Source organism: Muricauda sp. SCSIO 65647 (assembly GCF_021534965.1).
GTDB lineage: Bacteria > Bacteroidota > Bacteroidia > Flavobacteriales > Flavobacteriaceae > Flagellimonas_A.
The window spans coordinates 2,445,515-2,460,981 of sequence record NZ_CP091037.1; the positions used below are offsets into that span (position 1 = coordinate 2,445,515).

Genomic DNA, 15,467 nt, shown 5'->3' on the forward strand with positions numbered 1-15,467 from the left:
CTTAGAATGTATATGACACCGTGGTCATCACATTTCTGGGTGCCCCGGGGAATGCCCTTATAAAGTCATAACCGCCCACCCAATGGGTCTTGTCAAATATATTGCTTATGTTCAATTGAATCTGCACTTTGTTCAGATTGTAATACAATGCAGCATCAAAAAGGCCATAAGAAGGGAATTCGGTCGGATTTGCGTTACTGGCCACAATAGAACCAAAACGCTCGGAAACGAAATTATAACCAAGGCCGAAACCTACGCCTTTATAGCGGCCGTTGTCAACAATGTATTTGGTCCAAAGATTTCCCATGTGCTTTGGGGCATTTGGTTTTTGTCGCCCAATTTCAGCAGGGTCGTCACTTTCGGTAAATTTGGCATCGTTAAAGGCATAACCTGCTACAATGCTCCAATTGGGCGTAATGTTACCGGCAATGTCTAACTCAAACCCTTTGGCTTCTTCTTCGCCGATCTGTACCAGACGTTCTGGATTTTCGGCATCGTCTGCATTATATAGTTCCCCGCGTTGCGTGAGGTGGTAAATGGCCAGGGATGCACTCAAACGTCCGTTGAACCAATCTGATTTTGCCCCAAATTCAAACAATTCACTTTCTAAGGGGTCAAAGGGGCCACCTGCATCGGGATTGATGATATCGACCACACTTTGTGGTTGAAAGCCTTGTACCCACGTTCCATACAGATTAATGTTTGGATTCAAAGTATATACAATGCCCAACCTTGGCAAGAAGGCATCTTGTTCTACTTGCTCTTCTGCTTCGCTATCATAGTCAACAAAATCGGTAAAATATTCTTGTCGAAGTCCTAATAAGACTTTAAAGGCCCCAATCTTGGCTTGATTTTGAAGGTAGATGCCATGCGAGCGTTGCAGAAATTGGTTGAACGTTCTTGTTTGGTACACATAGTTGGTCATATCGCGCAAACCATTTGCCGTTGGAGAGGCTAGGTCAAAATGGGCCACGTTGGTAACGGGATTTCCATCTGCATCCAAAACATAATTATCGGCATTATCGGGATTGAATACGTTGGTGGCCGTTCCATTTTGTAGCAAATAGCTTCGGGCTTCCAGTTGTGAACCTCCAGGTTCCAGTTCTTGTTGAAAGTAATCATAGCCTGCCAAAAGCGTATTTTCGATGGAACCAAGGTCAAAATCTATATTGAAGTAGTTGTTGAAACTGTTGTTGTTCCAACTTCGTTTTCTGATAAACACCCGCATGGCCACTTTCTCTTCGTCGATACTTCCGTCCCCTAAAGCGGCAAAGCGGTTAGAGGTTCTATGCTCCAACAAATCCTCATCATAGGTTGAACGCATGAAGATACTGTTGAAAGTGATGTTGTCGGTAAAATTGTGTTGTAGTGAAACCGTGGCGTTGAGGGTAATTTCATCAAGAAAATCATTGGCGGCACTCAATGATTTGGTAATTGGGGTGGAAAACAGGTCGCCATCTCCAAAAACCGCTTGGCCACGGTCCAATCTGCCTTTGGAATCTTGGTACACAATGTCAAAGTTCAATTTGGTGTGCTCAGTTGGCAAAAAGGAAAAAGAAGGGGCGAACACAAAGTTTCTTGCGAACTGTAGATCCCGGAATCCATCGGTATTCTCATATCCAATATTCAAGCGATATAATAGGCTGTTATCTTTGGTCATGGGTCCTGTAAAATCTGCCAGGGTCCTAAACGTATTGAAACTTCCTACAGATGCGGTTATTGATTGGCGCGATTCGGGCAATGGTTTTTTGGTGACCCTGTTGATGGTTCCCCCGGGTGAGGCATTTCCGAACAAAGCGGAAGCCGGGCCCTTAATGATTTCGACACGCTCGATATGGGGAATGAGCTGTTGTTTCCAAAAACTGGTAAATGCGCGCATGCCATTGACCAAATTACCGGAGTTTCGTTGCCCTTGAATCCTGAACCCACGAATGGTGATATCGTTATAGAAACTGAACTGGTTTACCCCACTGATGTTTTTGACCACATCATTTAACGTAAATGCCGCTTGATCTAATGCGAGCTCTTTGGTGACAAAATTTATGGTCGTAGGTACTTCTTTGATCGGTGCGGCTGATTTTGTCGCAGCATAAGAAACGGTGTTTTTATAACCTGTCTCCCTGCGCCCAATGATCTCAACGGGCTGAAGTTGAAATTGGGATGCTGAAAGTTCTACATTTATGGTCACGACCTCATTTTTGTTTACGAGAATCGGATACTTCAAGGTTTTCAATCCCATGGAGGAAATCAAAAGCACTTGTTCACCAATAGGGACTTTCGTAAGCACAAAATAACCTTCGGTATCGGAAGCAGTTCCATAATTGGTGCCTTGAACAAGAATGTTTACAAAAGGGGCGGGAGATCCATCTGGTTTCAATGTGGTTCCCTCTATTGTTCCGGTCTGGGCATGAAGTTGCACAGCCAGAAAAATCATGAAAAAAGTAAAGATTGGTCTAATCATTATATTTATTTAGATTAATTAAAAATATTTTTTTGGACAAATTTTTTTAGTTGATGCTATATTTTTCCAAGGTTTGGTCCATGTTCAATATAAATTGGGTGCCCAAGATCAGATCTTCCAGTTGTGCTTGATTGCTTTCGTCCATTTTCAAGCACATATCGTGAAAGGGTCCGTTGCACCATATTTTTGAGCATTTTTGCCCTTTACATTCTTCACAGAAGCAAGGTTTACCTGAATCACGTACAATTTCAAGTAAATGTGCCAAATCGGTTTCTGACATAAAAATGCCTATGGTGTCAATGACCATTTGTAGTTTGCACGTTGGATTCGGGGCGTTTTCAATTTTGTAAGAGGCACCGTAGCTATTTTCATATATAAGCTCCATTGACATTTTATTTTAAAAAAGGGCCGAAAACCAGATCAAGCAGTTTCGGCCCCAAACTAACTCAAACTATACTTTTACGGTGTAGGTTTTGCCGAAACAACAATACAAAACCCTTTTTGTTTTTCGTGTTGTCATGGTCTTTGCTCTCTTAATTAGCTAAAGAGGTTTCCCCTTCATTTGGGTTGTACACATAGTTGAAAGTGTAGACCCTTGACTCGTTCATGAATGGATCGGGCTGGGCCGGGGCATCTCTGTAATAGCTTAAAATCTCCACTTTTGCATATTTGCCATCGTGGGTGCGGATGACCAAAATTCGTCCGGGTATCGGGGTAACCGTAAAGGTTGCGGGGTTGTAATTGTACCAACCGTTGTCACTGCCCGTAGGGACGGCAAATGCCCCATCGGCATCTTCGGCGAACGTAAGACCAGCCGCTGAAGTGACATCGGTAAACGTTCCAGTCTCGATAGACGCACCACCACTTCCGTTACGTTCGGGCTCATCTGCGGTTCCCGTTGTCGTTCCACCGTTGATAGCGATGGTGGTTCCCCTAAAGGCAATGTCCCAGTCGGTTTCACTATCGGTCACGGCCCCGGTTTCAAAGCTGAACTTGGCAAATGGTCCGCCTATCGGCTCTCCCTGGCCTCCGGTTTGGGGGGCTTCCAGATTTTCCATGGTTTGGGAAACCAGTTCATCCAAAACGGTAAAGGAAGTCGGGGCTGTTTTGGTAAAGCCATTGGCTGCGATACTAACTTGCCCAGAAGTAGCCCCAGCGGGAACTGTAGTGACAATGCGTGTCGCGGTCAACGAACTTATGGCAGCTGCCACTCCATCAAAGGTCAAATTGATATCAGCTGCGTCGGTGGGGAAATCTGTTCCCGTAATGGTAATTTCTGTGCCCACGGTTCCTGATTCTGGGCTAATGGCAGTGACGGTAAATTCTGTTGGGCCATCATTATCATCGTCATTACACCCGACAAAGGCGATAAATAAGATAAGAAGGCTTGAAAGTTTAAGAAGGGTTTTCATAAGTATTGATATTTAAAATTGAATATTGAGTCGTGTAAAAAATTGTATACCGGGGTTGACCAACACCTCGTTGTCTTGGGCAGCCAGGGGGTTAGAGCCTTTAAAGTCTAACAGGTTGTTGGCACCTACCTGTAATTGGTAGTGTTTGTAAAAGGTTTTTCCGAACGAAAGGTTCACCAAGGCGTAGCCATCCACAAAGGCGTTGTCCAACTCATCCAACAGGTCGTTTCCGTTACGGTCGGTCAGCCCAAAGCGGCTACGGTATACCACACGTAGATTGGCATTGGCATCCCATTCGGGCACTTCATAAAACGCTTTGAAATTAATGGTGTGTCGAGAGCGGTTTTCCAGTCCGAAATAATCATCCCGCTCTAGGCGGATGGTCTCCAAGGTTTCTTGGTTACGGGCAAACACTTCCCCATTGTCTATGGCCTCTTCCTTGTCTTTGTCATAGGCAAACAAGAGCTGGTACCCAGCAGATAGGTCAAGGTTGCTCAAAGGCCTGAACTTAAGATCGGCCTCAAGCCCTTGTGTATAGACCCTTTGCCTGTTAAGGTAACCAAATATATTTCTGTTACTGGTGGTGGCCAGCAGGTAGGTATCGATCAGGTCTTTAAAATCGTTTCTAAAGAAATTGATTTCTGAGGTCAATTTTCCTTTTCTAAAGGATATCCCCAAATTATACCCCACAGAACTCTCGGCATTTAAAGTACCACCCAGATCAGATGGGCCCGTATTCGGAAAGTTAACCTCTTCGCCACTGTCTAGTAAACGTTGTATGGCCTCGGCTTCCACATTTTTGCCAAATACAAAATAGCCTCCGGCTGAATTGGTAAAATCAAGAAACAACTGTCTAAAGTCGGGTGCCTTGAAACCACTGCCCACCGAACCTTTTAGAGCCCAATGCTCATTAAAATCATAACGGGCCGATAGTTTGGGACTCAATTGAGAGTTGTACTCGCTATGGTTGTCAAAACGGGCACCGACAATAACGTTTAGTTTTTTTAGGGGCTTAAAGTCATATTGGGCGAATACGTATTGCGAGTCAAAACTGACCTGTTCCGCAAAAAGGGAACGGTTCAAAGTTTCAAAGTTGTAACCGCCCCCTACGGTCAGGGTATTGTTGGGGCCAAAGGCATGATTGAAACGGATTTCTGGTCGGAACAACTTTTGGTCGAAATCATTTTCGAACAGCACTTCATTGTCAACGGGGTCCACCTCCTCCACATTGGTCACATAATTGGTATAATAGAACTCGTATTCGAACTGGGATTTATCGGTCAGTTTGTGGTCTATTCGCAATTGAACATTTCCATCGCGCTCTTCACTAGTGCCTGAGGGTTCGTCAAAATCCTGTAAAAAATATCGGCCCGAGGCAAAAAAGCGAAGCTTATCGGAAGCATCGTAGAAGATTCGACCATTAAAGGTGTAGTTAAAAAAAGGGTTGATGGTCTGGCCTTCCGCATCAGGGGCCAAATCATAGCCATCGCTACTCAAACGATCCACAAAGAACGAATAGCCCAAATCGCCCTGGCGTTGGTTAAGGCCAATAGTACTGTTCTGGTTATTGAAGGTCGCGGCACGGTGAGAAATCTGTCCACTGATTTTTTCCGATTTGGGGCGCTCGGTAATGATGTTGATGACACCCCCCAATGCCTCAGATCCAAATAGTGCAGAAGAGGGTCCTTTGACCACTTCTACCTGTTTGATATTACCTATTGCAAAACGGCTTAGGTCTAAGTTGCCAGAACTTCTCCCCACCACGGGAACCCCATCTATGAGTACCATGATATAATCTGCATCAATGCCCTGAATCTGTACCCCTTCGCCACCACCAATCGTGGCATCTGGGGTCATAACGATACCGGTCTGTTCATTGAGAATTTCATTTAGCCGCGTCACCCCTGTCTGTTGCAGTTGTTTTTTTGAAATCAAGGTGACCGGTAGGGGCAAAGAAGAAAGTTGCCGCACGGTTCGGGTGGCCGTTACCACCACTTCTTCTAAACTTTCGGTAAGAATCGAGTCTTTTTCCCTTGCCTCTTGGGCCCTTAGCACCAAGCATAAAAAAAGTGAAAAAATAATCGGACAATTATTTTTATTTAGACTCATTCCTGATTACATTTGTCAGCAAATATATAGTTATTTTAAATTAATCTAAATAAGAATAATATTATTTTTTCCTTTTTAACAATCATCAAAAAAACACTTCATCATGAAAAGATTTGCCTTATTAACCAGCCTCTTTGTTCTTTTTGCAGTGGGCGTGCATGCGCAGGCCAAAAAAGAACAAGATCGTCAGGCCATTAAAAAAATGTGTGGATGCTTCGAGGTAACCTTCAATTTTTCGGAAACCTTCAATTATAGTCAAGACTCTTTATACAAGCCATCAAAAACCAAAGTGGACAAGGGCCTAGAATGGGCACAATTGGTTACCGATGAAGATGATAAAGTCGTTATTCAACACATTCTTCAGGTCGGAAACCCAGCAGAGCCGATGATCGTAAAACATTGGAGGCAAGATTGGCTGTTCGAGAACAACAAGTTCTATATGTACAATGGCGATAACCATTGGTCTTTTGAGAAAAAGGATGCCGATGCGGTTTCTGGGCAATGGACGCAAAAAGTATATCAAGTAGATGATAGCCCCCGTTATGAAGGGAGTGCTACCTGGGTACATGTCGATGGCAAAAGTTATTGGGAAAATGTGACGCCCGCTCCACTGCCACGCCGTGAATATACCAAACGTGCCGACTACAATATTACCATGAGAGGTAATCGTCATGAAATCACTGCCGAGGGTTGGGTGCATGACCAAGATAATGCCAAAGTGGTGCGCAAAGAAGGAGAATCCGATTTCGTTCTGGCCAAGGAAAAGGGATACAATACCTATGTACAGGTGCCGGATGAACGTTGCAAAGCCGCCGCTGACTGGTGGGTAGAAAATCATGATAAATGGGCAACCGTACGTTCGATTTGGGATGAGGTTTATGCCCGTGATACCGATTTGACCTTAAAGGAAAAAGTCGACAATAAAGTATTGTACAAGCATCTTTTCGAAGAAGAAATGGTCGAAAAGGAAGACCTTGCCAATACTATTAAGTCTTTTGTGGCGAAAGAAGCAATGGAAGAAGACTCGAAAAGCAAATAAACCATGAGAGACAGTGTTTTGCCTCTGATCTGTTTCCTTTTCACGGCCGTTACTTTTGCACAGGACAACATTTTTCTGCAACGTGATTTTTGGAAAAGCAACCCATCAATTACCCAAATTGAGGAAGCGATCTCTCAAGGCAATGATGTTGCCGAACTCAATGAACACATGTTCGATGCGGTAAGCTAAGCCCCCAAAATAACAAAGGCCACCAATTTTGGTGGCCTTTTTTGGTCATTGTTGCGCTAAGCCCAGATTGTTATTGACCCAGACCAGTTCTTTGGTTTCCACGCTGGTCTTTTTCCAATTGGCCATCTCATCATAGTATTCACCAATTTCTTTCTTGTAGCGAATCTTTCCGGCTACGCCATGCTTATCTTCAGGAAATATGAATTCTTCCCAGAAATAATAGGCCCCTGCATCTGATACTTGTGATAAACGCGCTACTTGGTGCAGCACCTTGCCCTGTTGAAACAGATAAATACCGCCGCCTTCAATGCCACAGCCTTCGGCCACATAGTCTATCAGCAAAATGCCATCGACATCGGGCAGGCCCTTGGTGCCCAAATCGGTCAAATAAAATTGGCCATTGCCCAAGCGTATCGATTTCTCTTTAAACGAACCATCTTCTTGCAGTGTGCGAATGACCAGCTGGTCTTCTTCGCCGATTTTGCCCCTGCCGAATAGATGCACCACATCATTGATGGTCTTTTTTTCAAGGGCCAGGAGTCCGCCCAGCACATATCCTTCGGTGCCCTTGTAATCGACTTTGTAGTAATGGGAATCGACACCTTTGTACCGCCATGAATTCTCATGCCTTTCTTGTATGACCATGTGCATGCCAATGGGCAATGTCTTTAACACCTTGGCCTCTCTCGTTGGGGCTACCCTTAATTGCACCTGGTCACCAAAAAGGTAAACGATCTGCCCGGGCTCAAAACTACAACTGCCATCAAGGCAGTGTAGTTTTTCTTGGGCGTTTGTAAACAAACAGATGGCTAGTAAGGTAAGGATCGATAACATCTGTTTTGTTTTCATTGTACTAAAATTTAATTATGATTTCTATACTATGTACGCTGGGTAGGTCTCGATGGGCCGTGTGATTCGGCAAATGGCACTATTTTATCGATGTATGGTGCCATAGGGGCAAAAATGAAGAGCCCCAGACATCCCGATGGCATCAGGAGCTGGAGCCCTTCCAAAATCAACAAAAAACACTAACCTCTACTACTGCCCACCTTCATTTTCTTTTTGCCGTGCTGTTTTAGATGCCTGATTTTTTTCCATTGTAGGTATTGCTCATCGGTCAAAATTTCCTTCATTTTTGCCTGTTGGGCCAATTGTCTGTCCAATCGGGCATTTTCAAAGGCGAAGCGCTCATCTGCAGTGAGCTTTTTTTGTTCGCCCTGTTCTCTTTTGGCCTTTCTTTCTTCCATCTTATTTTTTCGCAGTTCGGCATTTTCTAGATGGATTACCTTGACTTTTTGCTGCTGTTCTGCCGTAAGGTCAAGGGCAAGGGCCATTTTCTTTGTCTTTAAGGTGGCCACCTGCTCAGGTGTCATCTCTTTTAGCGCGTCACCCCTGTGTCGTTGCTGCCCATCGCGCTGGGCAAATCCTGTTAATCCGGCCAAAAGGGCCATAGTGATCAAAACTTTTTTCATGGTCTAAATTTTAATGATTCAACCCTTTGACACTTCTTTTGGCAAGGGGTTTAAAACCATAGAAAAGTTTGTGAAGTATTTAACACGGAAAGGATGGCGAGGGCTTGGACCGTTTCTATCGGTTCTCGACCAAATCTTTTGAACCATCAAGATCTTCATCTGGCTTAGCAGTATCAAGCTCAGTTGATTCAATCTCGGCGACATTGTTGGTCATAGTGAATTCTCGGTACCGGTCATATTGCTCGATACCATAATAAAGGAAAGATGCCATTAGAAAGCAGCCAAAATAGATCAGGCTCTTGATTTTGTAGGTCTTCATAGTAATTCAGATTTGGGATTACTAAATTAAACAATCAAAAAGCGCACTTTTGGCATATGTTGTGAAAGTCTCTTGAACTGATGTGAAACCCCAAAAAGGCGATGTGTGAAAACGGTACATACTGGTTAAGCCAAAACCAGCATGCACTTCATCGATTTTTCTTACATTTTCTAGGTTGGATCCAATATAAGTGCTATGCGCTCTAGGGCGTCTTGCAAGTGATAACGACTCATGGTATCAGAGATTCGCGATAGGCCACTTCTAATATCTCTCTCAAGATTGTTCAGTTCAGCGCGTGCCACTGACCGAATGTCAGATTGGCTTGTATTGACCACCGTTGATTTCTGATACCCTCCGAATTCAGGCTTTTTCTTTTGGTTTTCCGCGGTCAATAGATAGGCCAATCTATCAATATGTGCTTTCTGCAGATTTCTTCGGTAGGTATCTATTTTCTTTCCGTTGCGGGTTTCAGACCATAGTCCGCGTCGCAGATCGCGCATCATGTCGACCAGTTTGTAGGCCCCATCGCCATTGGCCGTCTCATTTTCAATGATACGCGCCATTTTGCCCAAGTGCAACATATTGTTCAGTGTGCGTGCCTGTAGGGCCCTTATACGTTCAATGGAACCCGAATACTGTACTTTGTTGAAAATGTTTTGGTCGATCAACCAATCGGGCGTTTCAAATAACTGGGCATGCAAAAAATCAAGACAGTTTTTTTGGTGCGCTTTGGAAACATGGGTATAGACGGCCCCTTCTTGATCTGCGGTCTTATAGTATTCGTAAACCCCGCCGATATTGTTCGATACATGGCCCATATAACGACTAAACTGTTTGATGACCTCACCGTACATCGTCTCTAGGTCATCATAGTTTTTGCCGTCTTCGGTGGTCCATTCCATAAGCTTGGGAACAATACGCTTCAAATTGGCAATACCATATTCACTGGCCTTTATGGCATCATTGCCCAAATCTTCAGTCTGTGAGCTGGGATCGACCACATCACCAACCTGCTGGTGGCCAAAGCGGTACATGGGATCATTGGCATGTTCGAGAATCCACTGGTTCAAGATGGGCTTTTCATCTTCAGCAGCAATATCTAAAATTGGGCGATAGCCCCATCGAATGGAATGCTTGTCATAGACTCCGATGTCGGGCATCAGTGCTACTCCTTCATCACCGGGTTGGGCCACATAATTGAACCGGGCATAGTCCATAATGGAGGGAGCGGTGCCATTTTTTTTGGTAAACGATGCCGAGCGCAACGAATCAACTGGGTAGGCGGCACTGCTTCCCATATTATGTGGAAGTCCCAATGTATGTCCTACTTCATGTGCCGATACGAAACGTATCAAACGCCCCATGATCTTATCTTTAAACGCTACATTCTGTGCTTCAGTATTAATGGCCGCGGTTTGTACAAAGAACCAATTGCGAAGCAAGGTCATTACATTATGGTACCAGTTGATGTCAGACTCCAATATTTCGCCACTTCGCGGGTCACTCACATGAGGGCCATTGGCATTGGGTATGGGCGAGGCAAGATAGCGCACCACCGAGTAGCGCACATCTTCGGGTGACCACTCGGGGTCTTCGTCAGGTGAAGGAGGGTCTTTGGCGATAATGGCATTCTTGAAGCCGGCTTCTTCAAAAGCGACCTGCCAATCTTCAATACCTTTTTTGATATAGGGAATCCATTTTTTTGGAGTGGCCCTGTCCACATAATAAACAATTTGTTTTTTTGGCTCTACCAGTTCGCCGGCCTTAAACTTTTCGATATCCTCTTCCTTTACTTCCAAACGCCATCTATCTAAATAGGTAACGGTTTTGCTCTTTTGCGCTTCCAGTCCATAATCGACCTGTCCACGGGCAAACCAGCCCACACGTTCATCAAAATAACGGCGTTTCATGGGTTTTTCGGGCAATAGGATCATCGAGTTGTTGATCTCAACCGATATGGAGCCCAAACTTTGGTTGCTGGGTGGTTTTTTTGCCGCATAGGTCTTCACATGTCGGGCCTCGATATTCAGCGGATAGCTTTTAATGGACTCAATATAACTTCGATCGCCATCCAATCGGCTAATTTTATAGCGTTCACGAAATCTGTCGGGCATGCCCAGTGCATTCACATCTTTGGTGAACATAGGGTCTACCTCAATGATCGTGGCAGGGTTCAGCGAATCTTTCTTGTTGAAAGCTTTGATGTCGAACGAAAAAAGGACAGGTTCAAAATTAGAATTGACCACGGCTTCATGAATGGGCAGCGAGTCGGCCGCATAATTGCCGTACGATACCACGCGAAGTAACACCTTTTTTGGCTTTTTCTGCCAACGTAGTACTTGGGTATTGATCTTACCGCCCCCAAAACCGATGCCCGTGGCGGTTTTTGAGATACGGCTCACCATCAACATTTCACGGTTGAAGAGTGAATCAGGTATCTCATAATAATGTTTGCCATCGACCCTATGCACATGAAAAAGACCCTCATCGGTCAGGGCCTCTTTGGTGATGACCTTATCATAAGGCTTTATTTTGTCATCTTTCTTCGACTTGGCGTCAGAAGTCTTTTCAGTGGTTTTTTTCTTTTTCTTGAAAAGTTGGGCGTCGGTGGTTTGAAATGCTGCCACCAAGAAAAGTAATGACAACAATTTCGGAAGTAGTTTTTGGAACATTTTTTTGACGAGGTTTGAATATTTCGAATTCTATAAAGAACCTAAAAATTGCAGGAAACAAGTGTTAAAAAAATATTAATATGAAATTTTTCCCCGATAAATCGTAACCCTTCGAAATACTGCATTTTATTGATGCTCCCAATGGAATCGCCTACTATACTTGCGTTCACGCCACATTGAACTTTTGTTAAAAAAGCCAAAACAGTGTAACAATTTAAAAATATGCCAGTCTTATAAGCAATGACATCAATCATCAAATCAATCAAAAAATGAACAAGTTATTAGTATTTTTCGGATGCGCACTTTTAAGTAGTACCACCGAAGCAGCACCACAAAAAAGTACGGTACCCGTGTTACACACAACTGCGGAGATGACACGTACGATCGCGAACCAGTTTACGGCTCTTGAAGAAGGGGCCGAGATCGAAAAGGATGCTCCTTTCCAGTTAGCAGAATTTAATGTTGGGCAACCTAAAGAATTAAGTTTAGATGAAATAGCGTATATCGAGGAAGAATCAGAAGTCAATCTTGGTTTTGATACCGCCGACTATCTTCCCGAAGGGTTTGATCCCCATAAGACCTATTTTGATTTGAACTCCATCATATACATCGAAGACGATAATACGGCCGAACTCGGTTTTGATACCGCAGCGTACCTACCAGAAGGGTTCGATCCCTACAGTGAGGGTGAGGTTACCGTCGATTCGATAAATTATGTCGAGGAAGAAGATGAGGATTTGGGCTTTGAAACCAAAGACTATCTACCTGAGGGGTTCAACCCATATGAAAAGCACTTCGATTTGAGCTCGATCGAGTATATCGAAGAAGAGGAAATAATCGATTTGGGCTTCGACCCTTCGGCTTATCTTCCTGAAAACTTTGATCCCCATGCGGGTCATGCTAGGTAGGATGTTTTCATTTTATCAATTTTTTGAGTTAGTTAGTTGATGAATCCCGGCACTCGCCGGGATTTTTCATTGGTTATAACCTGAAAAATAAGGTCTTAACAAAAAAATAACAAAAAAATCGACGAAGTGCAACTGTTAAAAAAGAAAGGAAAAAGTTGCCGAATCGGTAAAAATAAATGCCCAAAATTATCGAGTTGTCATTCCTTGAAATCAAAATTTAGCAATCGTTTTCTTACACCTTTTTTTGGCAATTGTTAAGCAATTTAAAAACATACCAATCCTTGTTTTTAACAGTTATACCTTTGTACCATAAATCAGACAATGAACTATGAAATACAGAAAATATATATCGACACTGTTCATCGCAGCGATGCTCTTGCCGCTTTTCAGCGCCAAAGCAAAAAAAGATAAAACCACTTTTGAGTTTGATATCAATTCAATCGAATTCATAGAAAACCCGAGTGATATGGAACTTGGTTTTGATACCACAGACTACCTTCCCGAGGGGTTCAATCCCTACGAGGGCGAGGTAACGGTAAAGTCCATCAATTATATTGAGGAAGACGATTGTGATTTAGGTTTTGACACAGCCGAGTATCTTCCTGAAGATTTTGACCCCTATAAAAGATAGTTTTCATATATAGAGTTGGTTGAGTTAGTTAGTTTTTAAAGAAATCCCGCCCGAATGCCCATTCGGGCGGGATTTTTTTGCTCACCACTAGAAATTAGTCATTTACAACAAAAAATTGCATAGGTCTTCTAAATACGTCATTTTTGGGCTCAACCACCAAATCGATGGCTATGAGACTTAGAAAGATTGCTTTTGTGCTTGTTTTTGTTTTTACTTTGACGAGCACCATTTCGGCCCAGACCTACAGGGAATTTGTGGCCTTGGTCGAAGTGTACCGTAATACGAAGGGTTATAACTGGACAGAATCTTGGGACCTCAATACACCCATGACCGCATGGAAAGGGGTCACCATCAAAGATGGACATGTGGTAGGCCTAGATCTTTCAAACAATAACCTGGAAGGTAAGATACCGTTGACATTGGTCAATTTGAAACACTTGAAGCATCTCGATCTTTCAGGAAACAAATTGAAAGGCAGGTTACCAGGGGGCATCGGAAGAATGACCCAACTCTATACCTTCAATGTGTCAAGCAATGGCCTAACAGGAAGAATTCCGAGAGGTTTTGCAAAACTTTCCAAATTAAAATCATTGCAATTGGCCAATAACAATTTTGAAGACTTCAGAGGGCTGGAAGAAATAAAAAAACACCAATTGGTCTTTTTCGATATGAACAGTGATTTCAAGCACCTGCAATTGCTCAGTCTTAAATCACAGAACGTTCGAATGGCAAACCTTGAATATGAGGATATTGAATAACTATGTCTGAAACAAATTTAAAAAGGATGCCCTCGGGCGTCCTTTTTTTGTTTAGAACAACAATGGAAGCACAAACTGAAACATCAGAATCAATAAGGCCACTGCAATCAGGTTCAGAATAATGCCTACCCTCGCCATTTGAGGCACTTTCACATGGCCACTGGCAAAAACAATGGCATTGGGGGGTGTTGCCATCGGCAGCATAAATGCACAGCTGCTGGCCATGGTCACGGGAATCAACAGATAGAGCATGGGCACGCCAAGCCCAATGGCAATACCGGCCACTACTGGGGCCAGAACGGCCACCAAGGCAACATTGCTCATCAGCTCGGTCATGAAGAGCATTAAAAGTATCAACAGTGAAGCGGTCAATAGAATACTGATATCGCTGCTGGCAATGGCTTCTGCCACTAAATCGACAATACCGCTGACCGACATTCCCTTGGCCAATGCGAGACCACCGCCAAAAAGAATCAAAATGCCCCACGCCAATCGTGAGGTGTCTTTCCAATTGATGATGAAATCTCCTTTTTTGATATTATACGGTACCGAAAACAGTGCAATGGCCGCAAACATGCTGATCATGGTATCAGAAAGCCCTAAACTTGGAATGATGGAGTTGATCAATGTTCTGAAAATCCAGAGAAAGACAGTGACCCCAAAAATCGTCAACACCATCTTTTCTTTGCCAGAGGTGGGTCCCAATTTCTTTAGCTCTTTATCGATGACCTCTTTTGAGGCATTGAATTTCAGGTCGCGATTGGGAAACATCCATTTCACAAGTACAAAGTAAATGATACCGATCATTAGTGCAGAAAAGGGGAGACCGATGGTCATCCACTTCAAAAAAGAGATTTCGATGTTATATTCGTTTTCCAGCAGGCCGATGAGTACCGAGTTGGGAGGTGTGCCAATAACGGTGGCAATACCCCCTGCATTGGCCGAAAAAGCTATGCCCAGCATAACACTCAGCGCAAAGTTTTGATCTCTTTTTGTGAATCCGTCCTCATCATGTATGAGCAGATCGATGACCGAAAGGGCAATGGGCAACATAACCACTGTACTGGCGGTATTGCTGATCCACATGCTCAATGAAGCGGTCGCGATCATAAAGCCCAGTACCACTTTGTCGGGGGTAGTGCCCGTCAAACGAATGATATTGAGCGCAATGCGCCTGTGCAGATTGACCTTTTCAAGGGCAAGGGCCAATACAAAACCCCCGAAGAACAGAAAAATGATGGGGCTGCCGTAATTGGCGCCCACATCGGCCATCGGCAATATTTTTAGAATGGGAAACAGCAATAACGGCAATAGGGCCGTTACAGAAATGGAGACCGCTTCGGTAATCCACCAAATAAGCATCCAAAGGGCAATTGCGATGACCGCATCACCTTTTTCGGTCACCAGTTCAAAAGGAAGGTTGATACAGATCAGAAAGATGATGGGCCCCAAGATAAGCCCTATTTTTTTGCTTAGTTCCATCGGGATCCTAAGCTA

At 43.8% G+C, this 15,467-nt stretch carries 14 protein-coding genes; 5 read left to right on the forward strand and 9 right to left on the reverse strand.

Translation table 11 applies throughout. The annotated features are described in order from the left end of the window. Position 1: 1 nt before the first annotated feature. From L0P89_RS10780 to L0P89_RS10795, 4 genes are all read right to left on the reverse strand, one after another. Positions 2-2,434, reverse strand: a complete 2,433-nt coding sequence (locus L0P89_RS10780; RefSeq protein WP_235265112.1) for a TonB-dependent receptor — start codon at positions 2,432-2,434, stop codon at positions 2-4. Between the two features lie 73 nt (positions 2,435-2,507). After that, complete coding sequence (locus L0P89_RS10785; RefSeq protein WP_235265113.1) at positions 2,508-2,846, reverse strand: hypothetical protein; 339 nt, start codon at positions 2,844-2,846, stop codon at positions 2,508-2,510. A 148-nt stretch (positions 2,847-2,994) separates the two neighbouring features. Further along, a complete protein-coding gene (locus L0P89_RS10790; protein WP_235265114.1) occupies positions 2,995-3,873 on the reverse strand; it encodes an IPT/TIG domain-containing protein in 879 nt (292 codons plus the stop codon). A gap of 12 nt (positions 3,874-3,885) precedes the next feature. Further along, positions 3,886-5,982: a TonB-dependent receptor plug domain-containing protein gene (locus L0P89_RS10795; protein WP_235265115.1), complete on the reverse strand. Its 2,097-nt coding sequence runs from the start codon at positions 5,980-5,982 to the stop codon at positions 3,886-3,888. Positions 5,983-6,085: 103 nt separating this feature from the next. Here L0P89_RS10795 and L0P89_RS10800 point away from each other — a divergent pair, with 103 nt between their 5' ends. Both L0P89_RS10800 and L0P89_RS10805 read left to right on the forward strand, forming a co-directional pair. Continuing rightward, complete coding sequence (locus L0P89_RS10800; RefSeq protein ID WP_235265116.1) at positions 6,086-7,021, forward strand: DUF6607 family protein; 936 nt, start codon at positions 6,086-6,088, stop codon at positions 7,019-7,021. 3 nt (positions 7,022-7,024) lie between these two features. Beyond that, on the forward strand, positions 7,025-7,210 hold the full coding sequence (locus L0P89_RS10805; protein WP_235265117.1) for a hypothetical protein: 186 nt from the start codon (positions 7,025-7,027) through the stop codon (positions 7,208-7,210). Positions 7,211-7,255: 45 nt separating this feature from the next. On the opposite strand, the gene L0P89_RS10810 is transcribed toward L0P89_RS10805, so the two are convergent. The 4 genes from L0P89_RS10810 to L0P89_RS10825 form a co-directional block, all read right to left on the reverse strand. Continuing rightward, entirely contained in the window at positions 7,256-8,059 is an 804-nt protein-coding gene (locus tag L0P89_RS10810) for an SH3 domain-containing protein (protein ID WP_235265118.1), read from the reverse strand. Between the two features lie 179 nt (positions 8,060-8,238). Further along, positions 8,239-8,682 carry a hypothetical protein gene (locus L0P89_RS10815; RefSeq protein WP_235265119.1) on the reverse strand — a complete coding sequence of 148 codons (444 nt, stop codon included), beginning with the start codon at positions 8,680-8,682 and terminating at the stop codon, positions 8,239-8,241. 115 nt (positions 8,683-8,797) lie between these two features. Continuing rightward, positions 8,798-9,001, reverse strand: a complete 204-nt coding sequence (locus L0P89_RS10820; RefSeq protein ID WP_235265120.1) for a hypothetical protein — start codon at positions 8,999-9,001, stop codon at positions 8,798-8,800. 170 nt (positions 9,002-9,171) lie between these two features. Then, entirely contained in the window at positions 9,172-11,673 is a 2,502-nt protein-coding gene (locus tag L0P89_RS10825; protein WP_235265121.1) for a zinc-dependent metalloprotease, read from the reverse strand. A gap of 269 nt (positions 11,674-11,942) precedes the next feature. Here L0P89_RS10825 and L0P89_RS10830 point away from each other — a divergent pair, with 269 nt between their 5' ends. The 3 genes from L0P89_RS10830 to L0P89_RS10840 all read left to right on the forward strand — a co-directional run bounded on the left by L0P89_RS10830 (position 11,943) and on the right by L0P89_RS10840 (position 13,970). Continuing rightward, a complete protein-coding gene (locus L0P89_RS10830; RefSeq protein WP_235265122.1) occupies positions 11,943-12,581 on the forward strand; it encodes a hypothetical protein in 639 nt (212 codons plus the stop codon). 328 nt (positions 12,582-12,909) lie between these two features. Then, positions 12,910-13,212, forward strand: a complete 303-nt coding sequence (locus L0P89_RS10835; RefSeq protein ID WP_235265123.1) for a hypothetical protein — start codon at positions 12,910-12,912, stop codon at positions 13,210-13,212. Between the two features lie 170 nt (positions 13,213-13,382). After that, the gene (locus L0P89_RS10840) at positions 13,383-13,970 is read left to right on the forward strand and encodes a leucine-rich repeat domain-containing protein (RefSeq protein WP_235265124.1); all 588 of its coding nucleotides are present in this window, start codon (positions 13,383-13,385) and stop codon (positions 13,968-13,970) included. 51 nt (positions 13,971-14,021) lie between these two features. On the opposite strand, the gene L0P89_RS10845 is transcribed toward L0P89_RS10840, so the two are convergent. Further along, entirely contained in the window at positions 14,022-15,452 is a 1,431-nt protein-coding gene (locus L0P89_RS10845) for an SLC13 family permease (RefSeq protein ID WP_235265125.1), read from the reverse strand. Positions 15,453-15,467: the final 15 nt, after the last annotated feature.